Raw genomic sequence first — 20,207 nt, forward strand, 5'->3', positions numbered from 1 at the left:
AAAGACACCTGCGGCGTATCATTATGAAATTTAAATCAGCAATAAAACCCTATACCGGCGCAGCTGGTGGCTGGGGTTCTCTCGAAGCAACCACCCGCTTTGTCCTGGACAGCAAGCAAGCGTTGAAAAATATTCGCAATTTGTTGCGGGTCAATCAGGTAAAAGGTTTTGACTGCCCCGGTTGTGCCTGGGGCGACGATAATCACAGCACCTTCAGTTTTTGCGAAAATGGCGCTAAAGCGGTCAGTTGGGAAGCAACCCGCAAAGCGGTGGAACCCCAATTCTTTGCCGAACACAGTCTGACCACATTGCGCCAGCAGAGTGACTACTTCCTTGAGTACCAGGGGCGACTCACCCATCCGATGCGTTATAACCCACAAACTGACCGCTACCAACCCATCAGTTGGGAAGATGCTTTGGCGTTGATCGCTCAGCATATTAATGGATTGGATAACCCCGATCAGCTGGAGCTGTATACCTCCGGGCGTGCCAGCAATGAAGCCTCTTACCTTTATCAGTTATTTGGCCGCATGTTGGGGACCAATAACTTCCCGGACTGCTCAAACATGTGCCATGAAGCCAGTGGTACCGGATTAAAGCAGAGTATCGGCGTTGGTAAAGGTACCATTCAGATGCAGGACTTCGAACTGGCCGATGCTATTTTTGTTTTCGGACAAAACCCGGGGACTAACCACCCCCGCATGCTACACAGCCTTCGTCATGCCAAAGATCGCGGTGCACGTATTGTTAGCTTCAATACCTTGCGTGAACGCGGTTTGGAGCGTTTCGCCGATCCGCAAAATCCTCTTGAGATGCTGACACCAAAATCCTCCCCTATTAGTTCTGCTTATTTTCAACCTAATTTGGGTGGTGATATGGCGGCGGTGCGCGGCATGGTAAAAGCCTTATTGGAAACCCATCGCTATCAATTGGCGCAAGGGGAATCAGGTTTGTTTGATCAAGCCTTTATTGCGGTACATACACAAGGTATAGCGGCGTATCTGGCGGCCGTTGATAACACCTCTTGGGCGCAGATCACCCAACAGTCGGGCCTGAGTGAAGAGCAAATTCGCCATGCCGCTGATATTTATCAACATGCCGAGCGCATTATCATCACCTGGGCGATGGGGATCACTCAGCATAAACATTCAGTGATAACGGTGCGGGAACTGGCTAATCTCCAACTGTTGTTTGGTCAGTTAGGCAAACCCGGCGCGGGGTTATGTCCGGTACGTGGTCACAGTAACGTGCAAGGTAATCGCACGATGGGCATTGATGAAAAACCCGCAAAAGCCATGCTGGATCGTTTGGCCGACCATTTTGGTTTCACCCCACCACAAAGTGCGGGTCATAACACCGTGGAAGCTCTCGAGGCGATGTTGCGCGGTGAAGTAAAAGTGCTGATTTCCCTTGGCGGGAATTTGGCGGCGGCGGCACCGGATACTGAGCGCACCGCACAAGCATTACGCAGTTGCGAATTGACCGTTCATATCAGTACCAAGCTAAATCGTAGTCACCTGATAACCGGCACTGATGCCTTGATTTTGCCGACACTGGGCCGCACCGAGCGCGATATGCAAGCCAGTGGTTCACAATTCATTACGGTAGAAGATTCTTTCAGTATGGTGCACGCATCTGAAGGTGTCGGGAAGCCGCTGGCGGATACCCAGCACGCCGAAACCGCCATTGTTTGTGGCATCGCCAATCCGGTTTTCGCTAACAAAAAGGTTAATGGTGCAAAGCTGGACTGGCTGGCATTGGCCGCTGACTACAATCTGATCCGTGATCATATTGCCGCCACCATACCGGGCTTTGATAATTTCAACACGCGTTGTGATCAACCCGGTGGTTTCTATCTGGGTAGTGCCGCCGCTGAAATGCGTTTTGCTACCCCAAGTGGTAAAGCTGAATTTTGCGCAGCGCCCCTGCCAGAGAGTCTATTCCCGCCGATTGCAGGGGGGGCGGCCCCGTTTGTGTTACAAACATTGCGCTCTCATGATCAATATAACACCACCATTTATGGTCTCGACGATCGCTACCGGGGTGTCTATGGTCAGCGAGAAGTTTTGTTCATTAATCCACAAGATTTGGCCGCGTTAGCTTTAGAAGATGGCGTGCTAGTGGAAATAGAAACCTTATGGAATGATGGGATTACTCGTAAAGTCAGTGGATTCAAGTTAGTGAGCTATGATATCCCGCGCGGTAATCTCGCCGCATACTATCCTGAAACCAACCCACTGGTGCCCTTATCCAGCTTTGGTGATCAAACCCACACCCCAACGTCAAAATCAGTGCCAGTGACCATTCGACGCTGGCAACCACCATTGTCACAGCGCATTGCCTGAGTTTGTTAGCTAAAGCCGGCCCTCTGGCTGTTGCCAGGGCTGGCAATCATGGGCAACGGATATGCCCATACCTTTAACAAGGAATTCCCCTCCAACGTGATATGCCGCTTGCCCGATGGGGCTGATTCGCGTAAAACTGTCAGCCGGATTAAACCCACTCACTACACCATTTACTGGACGATATGTTTCAAGATAACCCGCTGCTGGCGCAGCTAAAACAGCAACTTCACACTCAGACCCCGCGCGTTGAAGGCGTGGTTAAAGGTACTGAGAAAGGCTTTGGCTTTCTTGAGGTAGATGGGCAGAAAAGTTATTTTATTCCGCCGCCACAGATGAAGAAAGTCATGCACGGCGATCGGATTATTGCCACCTTGCACACGGATAAAGATCGTGAAATTGCTGAGCCAGAAACATTGGTCGAGCCGTTTTTATCCCGCTTTGTCGGTCGCGTCCAACGAAAAGATGATCGTCTGTCTATCGTGCCTGACCACCCGCTGCTGCGTGATGCCATCCAATGTCGTCCAGCCCGTGAGTTAACCCACGACTTCCAGAACGGTGATTGGGCGGTGGCTGAAATGCGCCGTCACCCATTAAAAGGCGATCGTGCTTTTAATGCTGATTTGACGGCATTTATTACCAATGGTGAAGATCATTTCGTGCCGTGGTGGGTAACATTAGCTCGCCATAATCTGGAGCGTGAAGCCCCGGTTATGGTTGAATCTACCTTACATGATAGCGCCTTAGTACGCGAAGACCTGACGGCGCTCCATTTTGTTACTATCGACAGCAACAGCACCGAAGATATGGATGATGCGCTGTATGTGGAAGACAACGGTGACGGTTCCCTGTTGTTGACCATTGCCATTGCTGATCCAACCGCCTATGTCGATGAAAACAGTGAGTTGGATTTAATCGCCCGTAAACGTGCATTTACTAACTATCTGCCTGGCTTCAACATTCCGATGCTGCCACGCCACTTGTCTGACAACCTCTGCTCTTTGCGGCCAAATGAGCGCCGCCCGGTATTAGTGTGCCGTGTGACTATCGCCGCTGATGGCGCGCTGAGTGATGATATTCGTTTCTCTGCCGCCTGGGTCGAGTCCAAAGCCAAACTGGTTTATGACGAGGTTTCTGACTGGCTGGACGGCAACACAGGTTGGCAGCCACCGGATGCGGATATTGCCGAGCAAATTCTATTGCTGAAACGGGTGTGCGAGGCGCGTAGCAACTGGCGTCAAGAACATGCCCTGGTGTTTAAAGACCGTCCAGATTACCGCTTCCAATTGGGTGAAAAAGGCGAGGTGCTGGATATCATTGTTGAGCACCGCCGTATTGCTAACCGTATTGTTGAAGAGTGCATGATTGCCGCCAACGTCTGCGCTGCTATTGCTTTGCGCGATAATTTGGGCTTTGGCATTTATAACGTACATACCGGTTTTGATCCGGCATTGGTTGAACAGGCAGCGACCGTGTTGCAGGCCAATGGTGTCGAGGCTGACCCACAGGCTCTACTGACCCTACCAGGCTTCTGTGAGTTGCGCCGTCATCTTGATGCATTGCCAACCCAGTTCCTCGACAGCCGTATCCGCCGCTTCCAGACCTTTGCTGAAATCAGTACCGTTCCTGGCCCACACTTTGGTTTGGGGCTAGAGGCGTATGCCACCTGGACTTCACCTATTCGTAAATACGGTGATATGGTCAATCATCGCCTGCTCAAAGCCATTATTACCGGCCAGCAAGCGGAGAAACCACAAGACGAGATAACGATTCAATTGGCTGAGCGTCGTCGTCTGAATCGCATGGCCGAACGCGATGTCGGTGACTGGTTGTATGCCCGTTATCTACAGCCTCAAGCGGGTACTGATACCCGTTTCCCTGCGGAAATTATTGATGTAACCCGTGGTGGTCTGCGTGTTCGTTTGCTGGATAATGGCGCCGTGGCCTTTATCCCTGCACCGTTTATTCATGCAGTACGTGATGAGATGGTATGCAGTCAGGAAACAGGTACCGTGCAAATTAAAGGTGAAACGGTTTATAGCCAAAGCGATAAAATCGAAGTGCGCATTGCCGAGGTTCGCATGGAAACTCGCAATGTGGTGGCCCGCCCGGTGGTTTGATATTTAGAAAAAACACATTAAGCCGTGGTGATACACAACATCCCACGGCTTTTTCAATTGCCCCCCGTCAATCCCACTTGATATTCCCTCCAGTTTAGCGCTGTCAGCGTCACAAAATGTAAGCAAATACTACTGAATATTACGTTAAAATAATTTATTGATCACACTTTTCACTTTCGCACCTTTTCTTTCACATTAAAGCTCCTATGTTAACTAACGGTTTGTATCTTTTTTCCAAAACCGATGCTGATAACTGTTAAATTTTCCTCATAACAAGGAGTCGTTACCCATGAAGAACGTCAAGACTGTCGTCATATGGCTGACCGTGGCGTTAATTGGTGCATTTGCCTTTGCTATGCTGGCACTCAGCCGCGGTGAGCATGTCAATGCCATCTGGTTGGTGATCGCCTCAGTGGCGTGTTACAGCATCGCTTACCGCTTTTACAGCCTATTTATTGCCAAGAATGTGTTTGAGTTGGATGACCGGCGCCTGACACCTGCTGAGCGGCGCAATGACGGCTTGGATTATGTCCCGACCAATAAATGGGTACTATTCGGTCACCACTTTGCGGCGATTGCCGGTGCCGGGCCATTGGTTGGGCCAATTCTGGCCGCACAGATGGGCTTCTTGCCGGGGACTATCTGGATTTTGGTCGGGGTAATGATGGCCGGTGCAGTTCAGGACTTCTTGATCCTGTTTATCTCTACCCGTCGCGATGGTCGCTCTCTGGGGGAGATGGCAAAACAAGAGTTGGGCGCTTTTGCCGGGGTTATCACTATGCTGGGCGCGCTGGGGGTGATGATTATCATCTTGTCCGCGCTAGCATTAGTGGTGGTTAAAGCCTTGGCTGACAGCCCATGGGGCCTGTTCACCATTGCAGCGACTATCCCGATAGCACTGTTTATGGGCGTTTATATGCGCTTTATCCGCCCGGGGAAAATCGCGGAAGTATCCTTAATTGGTTTCGTACTGATGATGTCCGCAATTATTTACGGCGGCAATATCGCGGCTCACCCTTATTGGGGACCATTCTTTACCTTACACGGCACCACCCTGACCTGGGTGCTGGTTATCTATGGTTTTATCGCCTCAGTGCTACCGGTGTGGTTGTTGTTGGCGCCAAGGGACTATCTGTCGACCTTCCTGAAGATCGGCGTCATTATTGGTTTGGCCGTTGGTATTGTCTTTGCCATGCCTGAAATGAAAATGCCTGCCGTCACACGTTTTATTGATGGTAGCGGCCCGGTATTCTCCGGTAGCCTGTTCCCGTTCCTGTTTATTACCATCGCTTGCGGGGCTATTTCGGGCTTCCACGCCTTGGTTGCCAGTGGCACTACACCAAAACTGATTGAGCGTGAAAGTCACACCCGCTTTATCGGCTATGGCGCGATGCTGATGGAATCCTTTGTCGCCATCATGGCGCTAATTTGTGCCTCGGTTATCGATCCCGGTGTCTATTTCGCCATGAACTCTCCGGCAGCGTTGATTGGCACCACAGTAGAAAGCGCCTCTCTGGCCATTAGCAGTTGGGGATTTGTAGTCACACCAGAAACCCTGGCCATGATTGCCAAAGATGTTGGCGAGAACTCCATTTTATCCCGTGCGGGTGGTGCCCCCACTTTCGCCGTTGGGATGGCGCATATTATCAGTGAGATATTTAATAGCCGCAATATGATGGCCTTCTGGTATCACTTTGCCATTCTATTTGAAGCCATGTTTATTCTGACCGCCGTGGATGCCGGTACCCGAGCCTGTCGCTTTATGGTGCAGGATTTGGTGGGTGTCGTAGTGCCGAGCCTGGCAAATAACCGCTCATGGTTGGGTAACTTGTCCGGCACCACAGTGGCGGTCGCCTGCTGGGGCTTCTTTGTTTATCAAGGTGTGGTTGACCCATTAGGGGGGATCAATACCTTGTGGCCACTGTTCGGTATCGGTAACCAGATGCTGGCATCGATGGCGCTGATTTTAGGGACTGTCGTCCTGTTTAAAATGAAGAAGCAACGCTATGCTTGGGTAACCATCCTGCCAACAATTTGGCTGTTTATTACCTCAATGACCGCGGGCTGGCAGAAGATTTTCCATGAAAAACCGAGTATTGGTTTCCTGGCTCAAGCGAAGAAATTCTCTGCCGGTGTTGAGCAAGGCGTTCTGATTGCTCCCGCCAAGAGCATTAAAGACATGGAAACTATTGTGTTCAATAACCAGATCAATGCCGCCTTATGTGCCTTCTTTATGCTGGTGGCAGTGACCATGCTGATTTCATCTTTCTTTGTGGTCCGTCGTGCGCTGAAATCCAGCAAACCGACCACCCATGAGACTGAAATTGTCTTCCGTGAGGAGGTTGCCCGTGGCTAATGCAGGTATACCGTTTCGTACCCGAACAGGGTTAGCAACCACGCCGCGCCAGATTACGCGTTGTGTACCGTTGGTTCCTGTGGCTGTCCGCCCGACTCATCTACGGGCTTGGTTGCGCCTTATCGCACACCGCGTGGCACAAAGCTTTCGACTGATGGTGGGAGTACAGGATTACGGCAATTATGTTAATCATATGCGCCGACATCATCCTGACACCACACCGATGACCGAACGGGAATTCCACCGTTATTGTCTGAATGCCCGCTTCCCCAGTGAGGCCGGCAAACTGGGGAAATGCCCTTGTTAAACTAGCAAGCTGAATCATAAAGTGACATTGTCACGCCCTGTTGATGTTTCACAGGGCGTTTTTATTTTCCGTTTGAACAGCAGGCACCACCAACTAGCTCAAGATTGGCGAGCCAAATGCGCCCTGCCAATCTTGTTCAAATTGTTCTACTGCCGCTTTTACCGCAGGCGCGCTGATAAGTTGCTCTGCTACATCCACCGGAATGGTGACCGACTGACAGCCCGCCAACAGGCAATCTACTACTTGACGTGGCGTACGGAAACTGGCCGCCAATACTTTCGCGCCCGGTGCATGTAAGGTTAACAATTGCTGTAACTCACGGGCCATCGCAATGCCATCACCGCCTTGTGCATCCAGTCGGTTAACATAGGGTGCGACATATTCAGCCCCCGCCAATGCAGACAGCAGCCCTTGCCCGGCACCATATACGGCGGTACCTAATGTCGGAATAGACATCCCTTTCAATTGCTTAATAGCCGCCAATCCTTCTGCGGTGGCGGGGATTTTGATAACCAAACCGGGGACGCGCTTTGATAGCATGATTGCCTCAGACACCATCAGTTCGCTGTCACTGGCCAGCACTTGTGCGAAAAGTTTACCGGTACCGCCCAGAGCATCGCGCAGCGCAGGTAACACCTCCCAGATAGGCTTGCCCGCTTTGGCCAAAATAGTCGGGTTGGTAGTGACACCTTGTAATGGCAGTACGCGCGCCAGGCGTTTTACTGCAGCTACATCTGCGGTATCAAGATAAAGCTCCATAAGAACCTCCGGTTTGGATTATGTAAGCAGCCAGACTGGTTAAACAAATAAGCCAGTTAAGCAAATGGATTTACCACCAATCATCAGCCGCAATCATAGACCAATCATGAATCGATAATGTGATCTTTATCAAAATACCTTCATTCGAAAGCAAATTAAACTTCAATCAAAAGCAATGTATTTTACATACTGCAAAAAATGCGATGATAGCGTTGTAAGACAGAGTTGTGGCTTGCCTCACTTTTCCCTTAGTAACACAGGGTGTTATCCCTACTATTTAAGGTATTATTTATCATTATGATGTTGTTGTGAACCGGCGAACTTTTACCACCACGTTGGCTGGTTCAATTTTCAGCACACTTTATTATCGGGAATGCCATGAATCCAAGACAGCAAATAATTTTACAGTTGGTAAACGACCGGCAACGAGTCAGTGTCAGTGAATTGGCGCAGGAAACGCAGGTCTCTGAGGTGACAATCCGTCAGGATCTCAATCAGCTAGAGACGAGAGGTTTGCTCAAACGAGTGCATGGTTCAGCCGTCGCTCTTGAGAGTGACGATGTCGATGTTCGCATGATGACTCACTTTGCCATGAAGCAAAAATTGGCTAATCACGCCGCTTCACTGGTCAATGAAGGTGAGACGGTATTTATCGAAAGCGGCAGTAGCAACGCCCTGTTGGCGCATCATTTGGCACAACGCCCTGGTATCACCTTGGTGACGGTGAGTGGTTATATCGCCAGACAATTGAAAGAGTCTTCCTGTGAAGTGATTCTTCTAGGCGGAATTTATCAGAAAAAAAGTGACAGTATGGTTGGCCCATTGACGCAACTTTGTTTGCGCCATGTGCATTTCAGCAAGGCGTTTATCGGTATCGACGGTTATCAGGCAGATACCGGTTTTACCGGGCGCGATATGTTACGCGCCGATGTGATTAATAGTGTGTTAGCCAAAGGTGCTGAAAATATCATTCTGGCCGATGCATCAAAATTTGGTCAGGTGCATCAGAACTCACTGATGCCATTATCGTCCATCAACCGGGTCATTACCGATAACCGCCTGCCCGCAGGTTATCAGCAGCAATTAACGGCACAAGGCATTCAAGTCGATATCCTCAGCGAATAAGAGGAACAACATTCATAACGGAGTAACAGCAATAATGGCGGACATCACCTTCACGCGTGAACAGACTCAACGGATGGCACGTAAAATTCAGGATTATCTGGAGCAGAACCTGAGTATTGAGCTGGAAGATTTTGATGCGGAATTTTTACTGGAATTCATCAGTCGTGAGCTGGGCGCGCATTATTACAATCAAGGTATCAATGATGCCATTGCACAGGTCGAAGCAAAAATGCTCGATATCACTGACTCCGTGCTATGGCTGGAGAAACCCGTGCAAGACTGAACACGGGTCACCTTCTCAACGAGAGGCCCAAACAGCGATTATTGCCCGTAATAGGCATTTTTACCGTGTTTGCGTAAATAGTGTTTATCCAACAGTTGCGGTTGCATATCACCAAGTTGCGGGTTCAATTGGCGTGAGAAAATCCCCATATAAGCCAACTCCTCTAACACAACCGCGTTGTGTACGGCATTATCCGCACTGGTCCCCCAGGCAAACGGACCGTGTGAATTGACTAAAACCGCAGGCACATCTTCTGGTTTAATGCCCCGTTGATGGAATGTCTCAACGATGACATTGCCGGTTTCCCATTCATAGCGGCCAGCAATCTCTTCTTGCGTCATCAACCGGGTACAGGGAATGGTGCCGTAGAAGTAATCTGCGTGAGTGGTACCCCACGCAGGCAAATCTAGCCCAGCCTGGGCCCAAATGGTTGCATGGCGTGAATGGGTATGAACGATGCCGCCAATTTGCGGGAAATTAAGATAAAGCACCCGGTGAGTATCAGTATCCGATGAGGGCTTCTTACTGCCCTCCACCACTTTGCCGGTTTCCAGCTCTACCACCACCATATCGTCCAGTGTCATCACGTCATATTCCACACCGGAAGGCTTAATCACCAGTAACCCATGTTGTCTATCGACAGCACTGACATTGCCCCAAGTGAATGTGACCAAATTGTGGCGAGGTAACGCCAGATTGGCGGCCAGTACCTGTTGCTTCAGTTCGTTGAGCATCGTCGTATCCTGAATGACTGAATTTCTCTCATTTTCAGCGCCACAGGTAAGAACCGGTATGGGATAAATGGCTATAAACTGCGTGCAGATCGGCTGGAAAGTACAGTCTGCGAGGTACACATAGCAGAGCGTCATATTTTATTTAGCACTGACAATGGGTTAATCGTGCCTTTAGTCTCAGACAATCCCTAATTCCCCGTCTTGTCAGATCAAATTAGGACTATTTACCTATTAAATGATTCGCGGATATTTATACTAGTTTCTATTGGTGACAAAACGAGTTTTTAGCATTAATTCTGAATTTAAATCTAAACGACGATTTTTATTCTAAACACTAACAAAATGAGACTTCGGCTAAAATTGCTACAACGCCTATACTTAGTTAGGTAATTTCAATTTTGCACGGATACATCAGGATAGATAGATTCAAACTATATGACCTGATCTATCCGTACTTAGCCAACGTCAGGAGAATTATGATGATGATAATCAATAAACGATTTGCCACTGCCGCCTTGGCGCTAACACTGGCCTTGTCCCTGTCTGCTTGTTCTAATATGTCCAAACGTGACCGCAATACCGCAATCGGTGCCGGTGCTGGTGCTGTAGGTGGTGCGGTGTTGACCGGCAGTACGCTGGGGACATTAGGTGGCGCGGCGGTTGGTGGGGTTATCGGGCACCAAGTCAGCAAATAATGTTATCGGTATGATTTGACGTTGCAGGGTGTTAGCTACGCTCACTTACCTGTGTAAGCTCATCGGGATTCGTTTGCTTGCTGCCTACCTGCAACGTCAATTAATTAGGGAAAACTGATAAATGAAACTGTAAATTATTCTCAGCCACCCGCCAGTTTGACTTTCATCCCTTTGGCTTCGAGCAGTTGCTTAAGAAGATCGCGTTTATCTCCTTGAATTTCAATAATGCCGTCTTTAATCGAGCCACCGCAACCGCACTTCTTCTTCAATTCTGCTGCCAGTTTATCCAGCACCTCATCACTGCCATCAACACCGGTAATCAGGCACACGCCCTTTCCTTTACGACCACTGGTTTGGCGCTGAATACGAACAATACCATCCCCTTTTGGCCGCGCGGGTTTTAGCTCAGGCTCACTGATACGCCCCGAGTCAGTTGAATACACCAAACGGCTATTATAATTCGTCATTATGCCACCTTGCTCAATGATGCCAGAATCTCACTCAGTGTTTTTTCTGGGTCAGGAGATTGGGTGATCGGACGCCCAATAACCATATAATCCACCCCAGCAGAGACGGCTTGCTCAGGAGTCATGATACGGCGCTGATCACCGGCCTCACTGCCCTGCGGGCGAATACCTGGGGTAACCAGTTTAAAATCAGCGCCACAAACCTGCTTGAGGCGCACAGCTTCATGGGCGGAGCACACCACCCCCTCTAAACCGCAATCCCATGTCAGTTTCGCTAACCGTTCGGCATGTTCTGCCGGGCTGATGTTAATACCGATATCACGTAAATCTTCGCCATCCATGCTGGTGAGCACCGTAACAGCAATCAATAGGGGTGCCTGGTGCCCATAAGGCAATAAAGCTTCTTTGGCGGCAGTCATCATGCGTGCACCACCACTGGCGTGGACATTGACCATCCACACCCCAAGCTCAGCTGCCGCACTCACCGCCTTAGCGGTGGTGTTGGGAATGTCGTGAAATTTCAGATCAAGGAAAACCTCAAAACCACGCGCATGCAGATCACGGACCAACTGAGGGCCATATAAGGTAAACATCTCCTTGCCCACTTTTAACCGGCAATCTTGCGGATTAACACGATCAGCAAAGGCTAACGCAGCGTCTTTATTGGCATAGTCCAACGCGACAATGATCGGAGAAGATATCGGGCCACTGTTATTAGTTTTAGTTGCAGACGTCATTTTTAAGCCCTTTTCAGTCAATAAGTAATGATAACGCTCATATTCTACAGGCTGCTCTACTGAAATTACAGCTATCGAGCGACACCAATACTTGCTGTTTATGGGTCGTAATTGCCGCAGAGGGTCAATTTACGTCAAGCAGTGAGATTGTGCTTACCTGCCATTAAGTAAATCAGCTTCAAGAAACGTAAATTCTCAATCAAATATTTTGATTTAGATGCTCAGTTGTTTGTGATTCTCATTCAATATTAATGCTGTATCATTCACTCCATCGCCAGACAGTAATTGTCTACTGAATAAGTAAAAAATATCAATTATTCAATATAATAAACTAGAAACTGGAGTTTCACATGAAAAGCATTAAATTCATCGCCCCGGCATTAATTCTGTCTCTCGCATCATTTGCTAGCGTCGCCGCCACTCAAATACAAACTAATCAATCAGCAGGATTGAATGAAGCTGGCGTGATTTCTGCCAGTAATGCAACTACCTTGACCGAGTTAGAAAATGCATTGGCGCAGCAAGCCAAAGCTGCCGGTGCAAAATCTTTCCTGATAACCTCTGCGACCGGCAATAACAAAATGCACGGTACCGCCATTATCTATCGTTAATACCCGTCTCTCCGGTTAACGCTTTATCTCTTTCTAAGAGCGCATTTGCGCTCTTTTTGCCGTGGCTAATGTGAATTTTTTGTGACAGTTGTGTTATCCCCTAGACAGTTTCGCTTCCCTCGCTTAGCTTGGTATTTCCTCCTAAGTTAAAGGTTATATGATGAGCGAAATATCTACCTTAACCATTAAAATCCCTCTGGAATTAAAAGAGAAAATCAAGGCTGCTGCCTTAGAAAAACAGTTTTCCCTGAGTACCGAAGTGTGCGAAAGATTAGAAAAGAGCTTTGAGGTTGATGTTAAAAGTAGTAAAGCCAGCCGCAAAGATGCCAAGTTGCATCAAGGTGAGATTGATAGCCAAGGTGTAGAAGAGATTTCAGAGCAGCCGTTAAGCCAAAAAGAGTTGAAGAAACTGCGACAATTATTGAAAGACGGTGTGAAAGCGCCTCAGAAGAAAAAATAAAGATAACACCACAATACTTCATCAAAAACTATCGGGTGGCTCAGGTCACCCGATGACTGTCGCGATACCTCTGACAATAGAAACGTTTACTGCCCATCCAATCCCCGGATCGGCTTAACCGAAGCCCAGGCTCGGCATGATGGACAGTGCCAGTACAGAGAGTGCGCGGTAAAACCACATTTATGACAGCGATAACGGGGTTTGGTCCGAATCTGTTCTCCTACCATGTCTCGCAGCAACAGCAAGCTCTCTTTCGCTCGCCCTTCTTCTGCATCTGCCAGGTGATAATCCATTAATCGATAGAAAACACGCATGGTGGGATGGCGTTGTAACTGGCGGTTGATATAGGTTTGTGCCACATCACGGCCTTCATGCTGTTCCAGTATTTCGGCCAGCATTAGTTCAGCCGTAGCACCCGTATTATCTTCAACGCAGCGTTTGAGGAAATTCGCCCACGCCTCGGGCTGTTGTAGATGTTGGTAGCAATCGCTCAACATAGGTAATGCCTCGCTGACCACTTCCTTATCCTGCTCCAGCACACGCTCCAGCGCCTCTACGCCTTTGGCATATTCACCCTTGGCAATATGCACCCGACCTTGCATGATGGAGACACGGGCGCACTGCTTATCCGCAATAGCCGCTTTCTTCAGCAACCCCATTGCTTTCTCTAAATCATCACTCCCCATGGCTTGCAGCGCCAGTTCGCAATAGAAATGTGCTATCTCCAGCCGCTGATTATCTTTGCCCATCTTGACCAGTTTTTCCGCCACTTCAATCGCGTTGTTCCAATCACTGGTGGCCTGATGAATAACCAATAACTGCTGTAGTGCCCCGAGCCGGAAATCTTGCTCTTCAACCAATTGATTGAACATATCCTCTGCCCGATCATATAAACCCGCGGCCATATAATCACGACCAAGTTGCTGAATTGCCAGCAATCGTTGTTCAAAGGTCAGAGAAGCACTTTCCATCAACGCCTGATGAATGCGGATAGCGCGGTCAACTTCACCACGAGAACGGAACAAATTCCCTAATGTCAGATGCGCTTCAACGGTCGAACTGTCTTCTTTCAACATCTCAAGAAACAGATCAACCGCTTTGTCCTGCTGATTAGAGAGAAGGAAGTTAACCCCTGCCACATATTCACGAGACAGGCGGTTAGCATCCTGTTGCTTATCCTGCTGAGCGCTTCTACGCCCCATATACCAGCCATAGGCGGCAGCGACGGGCAACAGCAGAAACAGCATTTCTAACATAGAAAATTATTCCTTGCTGACAGCAGGTGTGGAAACAGCCGCACTGGATTCAATAGGCTGCTCTTGCTGTGACTCAAGACGTTTAATTTTCCGCTCTGCGCGCCCCAGTAAAATTCGAACTCGCAGATAAAAAAGCCCACAAATAACCCACCCAAGTACCAAGCCCGCCGCAAAAAGCGTTGCCAATAACGTAGATACCCGATATTCGCCCTGAGCCAATAAATAGTTAAAGGTAACGACTTGATCGTTATTTGCCCCTAACGTGACTGAAATCACGAAAATCACCAGTACTAACAAAAAAATCAGCAAATATTTCACGTTTTTTCCTAAAGGCCGAATCAACCTGATGAATTATGCCAAAAATGTGGCGCCCTTACTTGATAAATTAGCACTTCCTTACCCAGCAAAGAAACCCTGCACCAAGATAAAGCGCCGATTGGGCACCTAATTGATATTATTTTAAGCGACTGGGCTGAGAATAATAACTAATCACTCAATTTTCCTCATGCTCACGTTTTTCTATCTCGCGCTGTTCTTGTGGCAAAATGGCTAACGAGCCGAACCAACGTTGTACTAAGCTACACACAATGGCGACCAATAACCCGCTGATAAGTGCTGCGGCTACCAGATCCCGTGGCCAATGCATGCCTAATACCAACCGGCTCATCATGACACCTTGCGCCCATATCATTAGCAAAATGACGGTTTTATAATGTCGCCGTGGCCACAATATGCCTACCGCCAACAATGCCCAACTGGCAGCAAAAACCGTGTGACCTGAGGGGAAAGCGAAGCCAGTTTCAAACTGCCAATGACTGCTCAACCACGGCGGAATAAAGGTTTGGCTCTGTAGTTGCTGCTTGACCAACTCACTGCGTTCAGCACGGGGAAGCGAATAGAAAAAGCGATTATCAATATGATGTTCTGCCTCAAGCCAGACGACAAATGGACGAGGTTCTTGTACCTGCTCTTTAATCAGTGATTTTATACCCTGACCGACAAGAATTACGCCGCCCATCAGGACCAACAACCCTATCGCGGGCTTAATCCGAAACCGTAGGCACCATAAAAACCAGCAACTGAGCAACGCACTGGTCAAGATTCCCCATGGCGCAGTGACCGTTTCAGTCACCCAGAACACACTTTTCAACCAAACATTATTACTGCCGGGTTGCCACTGCCAACCAGAAAGCCAGATAACAAGGGTGGGTAAGAGTAAGATAAGTGTTCCGACAGTGATTCGTTTCGCTATATTCCACATCTGGGGCCCTTGGTTACACATGATGTCTATATCGTCTTTTCCATGGTGATAGCACAAATTGTACAGCGGCTATAACCACACAGTATAAGTCCCATTAATCATTGATAACATAAACAAAATTATGTTATTACCCAAATATGTTCTCGTCAGACATTTTCTCTTTCCTTTTCGCTGCTTTGTTGAACAGCAGTGAGCCAAAAGTTATGGCAATATAGCTAATAATGATCGCAGAGAAACTTTTTATTTAACCCTATGCCCTAAGATGAAGGGATATAACGGGTTAAAGCGGGTATCCACATCAGGATGCGCGATAACATCCTTAAGGTCTGAAGTTATAATATGAACAGTAAGATGCAGCTTAAACGTGTAGCAGAAGCCAAGTTACCGACGCCTTGGGGTGATTTTTTGATGGTCGGTTTTGAAGAGTTAGCCTCTGGCCATGATCATCTGGCCTTAATATTTGGTGATATCAGTGGTGATAAACCAGTGCTCTCCCGTGTTCATTCTGAGTGCCTGACAGGTGATGCTTTGTTTAGCCTGCGTTGTGACTGTGGTTTTCAGTTAGAAGCCGCATTGGCGCACATTGCCGAAGAGGGGCGCGGTGTGTTGATTTATCATCGTCAGGAAGGCCGTAATATTGGTTTGCTGAATAAGATTCGCGCTTACGCGTTACAGGATAAGGGCTTTGATACGGTGGAAGCTAACCATCAACTCGGATTTGCCGCCGATGAACGTGACTTCACCTTATGCTCAGATATATATAAATTACTGGGCGTCAAAGCCGTGCGCTTGCTAACCAATAACCCGAAGAAGGTTGAGATTCTCTCCGAGGCGGGGATTAATATCGTTGAGCGGGTGCCATTGATTGTCGGGCAAAATCCCAAGAATGAACAGTATATGGCCACCAAAGCGGCCAAAATGGGCCATCTGCTGACCAAATAATTAGCCGCGTTCAAGAACAATAAAGGGTGGTTTCTCAACCACCCTTTTTATCGAACAAGCACCGTAGTGACACTGTCACTAATGGCTGTGCCATTCTAATAACGACAACATTCTAATAACTACAGCATTTTGCGGATAACATAATGCAAAATGCCGCCATTTTCGAAATAAACCAATTCATTACCTGTATCTATACGGCAGTGGGTATCTACCGTTTGTTGCCGCCCGTCAGCATAGGTTATCGTCACCGCCACCTTCTGCCCTGGGGACAGTTTTTGTAACCCACTGACGCTAATGGATTCATCACCCGTCAGCCCCAAAGTTTTGCGATTAACCCCTGCTGGGAACTCGAGGGGCAAAATACCCATCCCAATCAGATTGGAGCGATGAATACGCTCAAATGACTCAGCAATCACTACCCGCACCCCCAGTAATCTTGGCCCTTTAGCTGCCCAGTCACGACTCGAACCGGATCCATACTCCTTACCGGCAATCACCGCCAATGGCACATTCTCCTGCTGATAGCGCATAGCAGCATCATAGATAGCCATCTCATTTTGTGACGGAATATGACGAGTGACACCCCCTTCAACCCCCGGGACCATCTCATTACGGATACGGATATTGGCAAACGTCCCACGCATCATCACTTCATGATTACCACGACGGGAACCGTAGGAGTTAAACTCTTTAATCTCGACCCCACGATCACGTAAATAGCGGCCCGCAGGGCTATCAAGCTTGATATTACCGGCGGGAGAAATATGGTCTGTGGTGACAGAATCAGCCAAAATCGCCAAAATACGTGCATGGTGAATATCCTCAACCGGATCAGGCAACGCTTTCATATCACTAAAGAAAGGAGGCAAACGGATGTAGGTGGAATCGCTCTGCCAATCATAGGTTGGTGTACTATTAACCTGAATCGACTGCCACTCTTCATCGCCATCAAATACGGCGGCATATTCCTTACGGAACATCTCAGTTTTAACCTCTTCGACAGCTTTAGCGATTTCAAATCCGCTAGGCCAGATATCCTTTAGATAAACCGGCTTGCCGTCAGGGTCGTTACCGAGCGCCTCTTGTGCCAAGTTGACATTCAAATTACCGGCCAGAGCATAAGCCACCACCAGCGGCGGCGAAGCCAGCCAGTTGGTTTTTACTAAAGGATGAATGCGCCCTTCAAAGTTTCGGTTACCGGACAGCACCGCACCGACGGTCAAATCCCCGACTTTGATGGCATTTTCTATTGGATCAGGCAATGGGCCAGAGTTACCAATGCAGGTGGTACAACCATAACCCACCAGATTAAAGCCCAAATTATCCAGATAAGCGGTTAATCCGGCGGCATTGAGATACTCAGTCACCACTTTAGAGCCTGGTGCCAGCGAGGTTTTCACCCACGGTTTGGTTTTTAGCCCTTTCTCTGCCGCTTTTTTAGCTAACAGACCGGCTGCCATCAGTACACTAGGATTCGAGGTGTTGGTGCAGGAGGTTATCGCGGCAATTACCACCGCGCCGGGCGCCAACTCGTGCGTTTTCCCTTCCAGCGTGAAGCTAACATGGTCAACTTTATCTTTTTTGCTATTAATTTCCAGTTCTTCAAACGCTTTAAAAGCTAAAGGCACTTTGGGTAAAGCGACCCGGTCTTGTGGCCGCTTCGGCCCAGCCATACTCGCTTCCACTGTGCTCAAATCCAATGAGAGCTGGCTGGTGAAAATTGGCTCATCACCAGGATGACGCCACAACCCTTGTGCTTTACTGTAGCCCTCAACCAAGGCTATCTGTTCATCACTGCGGCCACTTAAGCGCATATACCCCAGCGTCACGTCATCCACCGGGAAGAAACCACAGGTAGCACCAAACTCCGGCGACATATTGGCTATAGTCGCGCGATCTGCCAGTGGTAAATCCGCCAGACCATCACCATAAAACTCAACGAATTTTCCTACTACCCCATGTTTTCGCAGCATTTGCGTTACGGTAAGCACCAAGTCCGTGGCAGTGATCCCTTCACGCATCTTACCGGTCATTTTGAAGCCGACCACATCGGGAATCAGCATTGAGACAGGTTGGCCCAGCATTGCGGCTTCCGCTTCAATCCCACCGACGCCCCAACCGAGTATCCCCAAGCCATTGATCATGGTGGTGTGGGAATCGGTACCCACTAGCGTATCGGGGTAAGCGACCTCCCGCCCATCCTGCTGTTCATGCCAGACCGTCTGCCCCAAATACTCAAGGTTAACCTGATGGCAGATCCCGGTACCCGGCGGTACCACACGGAAACGGCTAAAGGCTTTCTGCCCCCAACGCAGGAAGATATAGCGCTCGTGGTTACGTTCCATTTCGAGCCGGACGTTCTCGCCAAAAGCGGCTTTATCGCCAAACTCGTCAACAGTGACGGAATGGTCGATAACCAAATCTACCGGTGACAATGGGTTAACCTGCGCCACATCGCCCCCCAGCCGTTTGACTGCTTCACGCATCGCAGCCAAGTCCACTACCGCCGGTACGCCGGTGAAATCCTGCATTAATACCCGCGCGGGCCGGTAAGCAATCTCCCGGCTGGCATGCCCGGTGAGCTGCCAATCGACAATGGCTTTTAAATCCTCCTCTTGAACCTGTTCGCCATCCAGATGACGCAGTAGATTCTCCAGCAACACTTTCAGTGATTTCGGCAGTCGGTCAATATCCCCCAGCACTGCCGCCAGTTGCGGCAGGCTGTAGTAGTGATATTCATGATTAAGAGCGACCAACTTGGCCATACTCGTTTTTCGCAAATCTAACGACATAGCGCCTCCATTGTTTCTTATAAGTGCTCTAAAACAGCATTCATCCCAACAAGGCTATTCCCTTGTAATTATGAGGTCTGAATTAAATATAACACAAAGAAACATTAACATTTTGGCAACAATGGCAATTACTGGCAGCGATAGGTGTAAACGATGGTGATGGCCAATTTGTGTCAATTACTCAGATTTATGGACAGGGTTATTTACATTATTGAAACCATAATCGTCCCATTCATAATCATCTTCCTGCTGAGACACTAATCCATCATTTATCTCTTCTATCTCTTCAGGTTCTTGAGTTAATTTAACTGAATAACTTTCTAGTTGTTTAAGACCTTTCTCATCATTCTCTATCTCATTTTTAAGAACGCCAGAAAAGTTTGTTATCATTTGTTCAATTTTATTATTACTACACTCAGCTAATTCATTGTTTATATAATGAGTTATTTCATCAAACTCATGAGAAATTTTTCCAAAAAATTTATGGCGATCATTTTCATACTTTTCATTCGTTCTACTTTCTATTACGGAATCAGCACTATTATCCTGATTGATATTTCCTTTTAAAAAATTCACCTCAATAATTTTTTCCATATCGGCAACAGATTGAGCACGTTCAAGCGCAGAACCATTCAAATGGAATAAATTCATTAACCAATCTAAAAATTTCTTTATTACCGTTCTGGAGTCCAGAGCCTCTTCTAACACCGTAGGGCATTGAGGGAAAAATTCAATAGAAATTGAAGGTTTTTCATGACTTAATTGACAATCTTTATCAAACAGAAACTCACCCGTCAATTTAAAAAGATTACAGTTATCTTCACTGTGGATCACCCCATAATGCATCCTCACACCAGATTGACCATTCCCCTCAAAGCGGAAAGTTGGGTTATAATCAGGAGGCAGCCCACATTCGCCAATTCCCAAACGAAATGCAACAAAGTGACCCACCGGTCAGGT

At 48.2% G+C, this 20,207-nt stretch carries 19 protein-coding genes; 10 read left to right on the forward strand and 9 right to left on the reverse strand.

Annotation, left to right across the window (positions count from 1 at the left end):
• Positions 1-23: 23 nt before the first annotated feature.
• The 4 genes from ACWJJO_RS11640 to ACWJJO_RS11655 all read left to right on the forward strand — a co-directional run bounded on the left by ACWJJO_RS11640 (position 24) and on the right by ACWJJO_RS11655 (position 7,125).
• Positions 24-2,345 (forward strand): FdhF/YdeP family oxidoreductase, encoded by a 2,322-nt coding sequence (locus tag ACWJJO_RS11640; RefSeq protein ID WP_481091034.1) that lies wholly within the window; start codon positions 24-26, stop codon positions 2,343-2,345.
• Positions 2,346-2,527: 182 nt separating this feature from the next.
• On the forward strand, positions 2,528-4,462 hold the full coding sequence (locus ACWJJO_RS11645) for an exoribonuclease II (protein WP_372569164.1): 1,935 nt from the start codon (positions 2,528-2,530) through the stop codon (positions 4,460-4,462).
• A gap of 289 nt (positions 4,463-4,751) precedes the next feature.
• Positions 4,752-6,818, forward strand: a complete 2,067-nt coding sequence (locus ACWJJO_RS11650; RefSeq protein WP_083158889.1) for a carbon starvation CstA family protein — start codon at positions 4,752-4,754, stop codon at positions 6,816-6,818.
• Positions 6,811-7,125, forward strand: a complete 315-nt coding sequence (locus tag ACWJJO_RS11655; protein WP_420073496.1) for a CstA-like transporter-associated (seleno)protein — start codon at positions 6,811-6,813, stop codon at positions 7,123-7,125. The genes ACWJJO_RS11650 and ACWJJO_RS11655 overlap by 8 nt, the downstream gene beginning before the upstream one ends.
• Before the next feature lie 93 nt (positions 7,126-7,218).
• Here ACWJJO_RS11655 and fsa read toward each other — a convergent pair whose 3' ends face one another.
• The gene (gene fsa, locus ACWJJO_RS11660) at positions 7,219-7,884 is read right to left on the reverse strand and encodes a fructose-6-phosphate aldolase (RefSeq protein ID WP_481091035.1); all 666 of its coding nucleotides are present in this window, start codon (positions 7,882-7,884) and stop codon (positions 7,219-7,221) included.
• A gap of 378 nt (positions 7,885-8,262) precedes the next feature.
• Here fsa and ACWJJO_RS11665 point away from each other — a divergent pair, with 378 nt between their 5' ends.
• Both ACWJJO_RS11665 and ACWJJO_RS11670 read left to right on the forward strand, forming a co-directional pair.
• Positions 8,263-9,009, forward strand: coding sequence for a DeoR/GlpR family DNA-binding transcription regulator (locus tag ACWJJO_RS11665; protein ID WP_083158892.1), 747 nt, complete (start codon positions 8,263-8,265; stop codon positions 9,007-9,009).
• 34 nt (positions 9,010-9,043) lie between these two features.
• Positions 9,044-9,292, forward strand: coding sequence for a DUF2164 domain-containing protein (locus ACWJJO_RS11670; protein ID WP_005191610.1), 249 nt, complete (start codon positions 9,044-9,046; stop codon positions 9,290-9,292).
• 38 nt (positions 9,293-9,330) lie between these two features.
• Here the strand turns inward: ACWJJO_RS11670 and araD are convergent, their stop codons facing one another.
• Positions 9,331-10,026 (reverse strand): L-ribulose-5-phosphate 4-epimerase, encoded by a 696-nt coding sequence (gene araD / locus ACWJJO_RS11675; RefSeq protein ID WP_083158893.1) that lies wholly within the window; start codon positions 10,024-10,026, stop codon positions 9,331-9,333.
• 479 nt (positions 10,027-10,505) lie between these two features.
• Here araD and osmB point away from each other — a divergent pair, with 479 nt between their 5' ends.
• The gene (gene osmB / locus ACWJJO_RS11680; protein WP_083158894.1) at positions 10,506-10,721 is read left to right on the forward strand and encodes an osmotically-inducible lipoprotein OsmB; all 216 of its coding nucleotides are present in this window, start codon (positions 10,506-10,508) and stop codon (positions 10,719-10,721) included.
• Between the two features lie 140 nt (positions 10,722-10,861).
• On the opposite strand, the gene yciH is transcribed toward osmB, so the two are convergent.
• Both yciH and pyrF read right to left on the reverse strand, forming a co-directional pair.
• Positions 10,862-11,188, reverse strand: a complete 327-nt coding sequence (gene yciH, locus ACWJJO_RS11685; RefSeq protein ID WP_083158895.1) for a stress response translation initiation inhibitor YciH — start codon at positions 11,186-11,188, stop codon at positions 10,862-10,864.
• Entirely contained in the window at positions 11,188-11,925 is a 738-nt protein-coding gene (pyrF, locus tag ACWJJO_RS11690; protein ID WP_083158896.1) for an orotidine-5'-phosphate decarboxylase, read from the reverse strand. The genes yciH and pyrF overlap by 1 nt, the downstream gene beginning before the upstream one ends.
• A gap of 350 nt (positions 11,926-12,275) precedes the next feature.
• On the opposite strand from pyrF, the gene bhsA reads away from it, so the two are divergent.
• Both bhsA and ACWJJO_RS11700 read left to right on the forward strand, forming a co-directional pair.
• The gene (gene bhsA, locus ACWJJO_RS11695) at positions 12,276-12,536 is read left to right on the forward strand and encodes a multiple stress resistance protein BhsA (RefSeq protein ID WP_083158897.1); all 261 of its coding nucleotides are present in this window, start codon (positions 12,276-12,278) and stop codon (positions 12,534-12,536) included.
• 160 nt (positions 12,537-12,696) lie between these two features.
• Complete coding sequence (locus ACWJJO_RS11700; RefSeq protein WP_193784662.1) at positions 12,697-12,996, forward strand: hypothetical protein; 300 nt, start codon at positions 12,697-12,699, stop codon at positions 12,994-12,996.
• Positions 12,997-13,082: 86 nt separating this feature from the next.
• Here the strand turns inward: ACWJJO_RS11700 and lapB are convergent, their stop codons facing one another.
• From lapB to pgpB, 3 genes are all read right to left on the reverse strand, one after another.
• Entirely contained in the window at positions 13,083-14,252 is a 1,170-nt protein-coding gene (lapB, locus tag ACWJJO_RS11705) for a lipopolysaccharide assembly protein LapB (protein WP_083158899.1), read from the reverse strand.
• Between the two features lie 6 nt (positions 14,253-14,258).
• Positions 14,259-14,570 carry a LapA family protein gene (locus ACWJJO_RS11710; protein ID WP_005191595.1) on the reverse strand — a complete coding sequence of 104 codons (312 nt, stop codon included), beginning with the start codon at positions 14,568-14,570 and terminating at the stop codon, positions 14,259-14,261.
• Positions 14,571-14,745: 175 nt separating this feature from the next.
• Positions 14,746-15,513, reverse strand: a complete 768-nt coding sequence (gene pgpB / locus ACWJJO_RS11715; RefSeq protein ID WP_481091036.1) for a phosphatidylglycerophosphatase B — start codon at positions 15,511-15,513, stop codon at positions 14,746-14,748.
• A gap of 351 nt (positions 15,514-15,864) precedes the next feature.
• Here pgpB and ribA point away from each other — a divergent pair, with 351 nt between their 5' ends.
• Positions 15,865-16,455, forward strand: a complete 591-nt coding sequence (gene ribA / locus ACWJJO_RS11720; RefSeq protein WP_083163652.1) for a GTP cyclohydrolase II — start codon at positions 15,865-15,867, stop codon at positions 16,453-16,455.
• 119 nt (positions 16,456-16,574) lie between these two features.
• Here the strand turns inward: ribA and acnA are convergent, their stop codons facing one another.
• Positions 16,575-19,247, reverse strand: coding sequence for an aconitate hydratase AcnA (gene acnA / locus ACWJJO_RS11725; protein WP_481091037.1), 2,673 nt, complete (start codon positions 19,245-19,247; stop codon positions 16,575-16,577).
• Between the two features lie 177 nt (positions 19,248-19,424).
• The gene (locus ACWJJO_RS11730) at positions 19,425-20,198 is read right to left on the reverse strand and encodes a hypothetical protein (RefSeq protein WP_481091038.1); all 774 of its coding nucleotides are present in this window, start codon (positions 20,196-20,198) and stop codon (positions 19,425-19,427) included.
• Positions 20,199-20,207 lie beyond the last annotated feature (9 nt).

This window comes from Yersinia antarctica (assembly GCF_056636475.1).

Excerpts from the sequence above, each read along its gene's own strand:
- fsa (WP_481091035.1), bottom strand. The coding sequence starts at position 7,884 with ATGGAGCTTTATCTTGATACCGCAGATGTAGCTGCAGTAAAACGCCTG.
- lapB (WP_083158899.1), bottom strand. The coding sequence starts at position 14,252 with ATGTTAGAAATGCTGTTTCTGCTGTTGCCCGTCGCTGCCGCCTATGGC.
- araD (WP_083158893.1), bottom strand. The coding sequence starts at position 10,026 with ATGCTCAACGAACTGAAGCAACAGGTACTGGCCGCCAATCTGGCGTTA.
- yciH (WP_083158895.1), bottom strand. The coding sequence starts at position 11,188 with ATGACGAATTATAATAGCCGTTTGGTGTATTCAACTGACTCGGGGCGT.
- ACWJJO_RS11700 (WP_193784662.1), top strand. The coding sequence starts at position 12,697 with ATGAGCGAAATATCTACCTTAACCATTAAAATCCCTCTGGAATTAAAA.
- bhsA (WP_083158897.1), top strand. The coding sequence starts at position 12,276 with ATGAAAAGCATTAAATTCATCGCCCCGGCATTAATTCTGTCTCTCGCA.
- ACWJJO_RS11665 (WP_083158892.1), top strand. The coding sequence starts at position 8,263 with ATGAATCCAAGACAGCAAATAATTTTACAGTTGGTAAACGACCGGCAA.
- pgpB (WP_481091036.1), bottom strand. The coding sequence starts at position 15,513 with ATGTGGAATATAGCGAAACGAATCACTGTCGGAACACTTATCTTACTC.
- pyrF (WP_083158896.1), bottom strand. The coding sequence starts at position 11,925 with ATGACGTCTGCAACTAAAACTAATAACAGTGGCCCGATATCTTCTCCG.
- ACWJJO_RS11670 (WP_005191610.1), top strand. The coding sequence starts at position 9,044 with ATGGCGGACATCACCTTCACGCGTGAACAGACTCAACGGATGGCACGT.
- ACWJJO_RS11640 (WP_481091034.1), top strand. The coding sequence starts at position 24 with ATGAAATTTAAATCAGCAATAAAACCCTATACCGGCGCAGCTGGTGGC.
- ribA (WP_083163652.1), top strand. The coding sequence starts at position 15,865 with ATGCAGCTTAAACGTGTAGCAGAAGCCAAGTTACCGACGCCTTGGGGT.
- osmB (WP_083158894.1), top strand. The coding sequence starts at position 10,506 with ATGATGATAATCAATAAACGATTTGCCACTGCCGCCTTGGCGCTAACA.
- ACWJJO_RS11650 (WP_083158889.1), top strand. The coding sequence starts at position 4,752 with ATGAAGAACGTCAAGACTGTCGTCATATGGCTGACCGTGGCGTTAATT.
- acnA (WP_481091037.1), bottom strand. The coding sequence starts at position 19,247 with ATGTCGTTAGATTTGCGAAAAACGAGTATGGCCAAGTTGGTCGCTCTT.
- ACWJJO_RS11645 (WP_372569164.1), top strand. The coding sequence starts at position 2,528 with ATGTTTCAAGATAACCCGCTGCTGGCGCAGCTAAAACAGCAACTTCAC.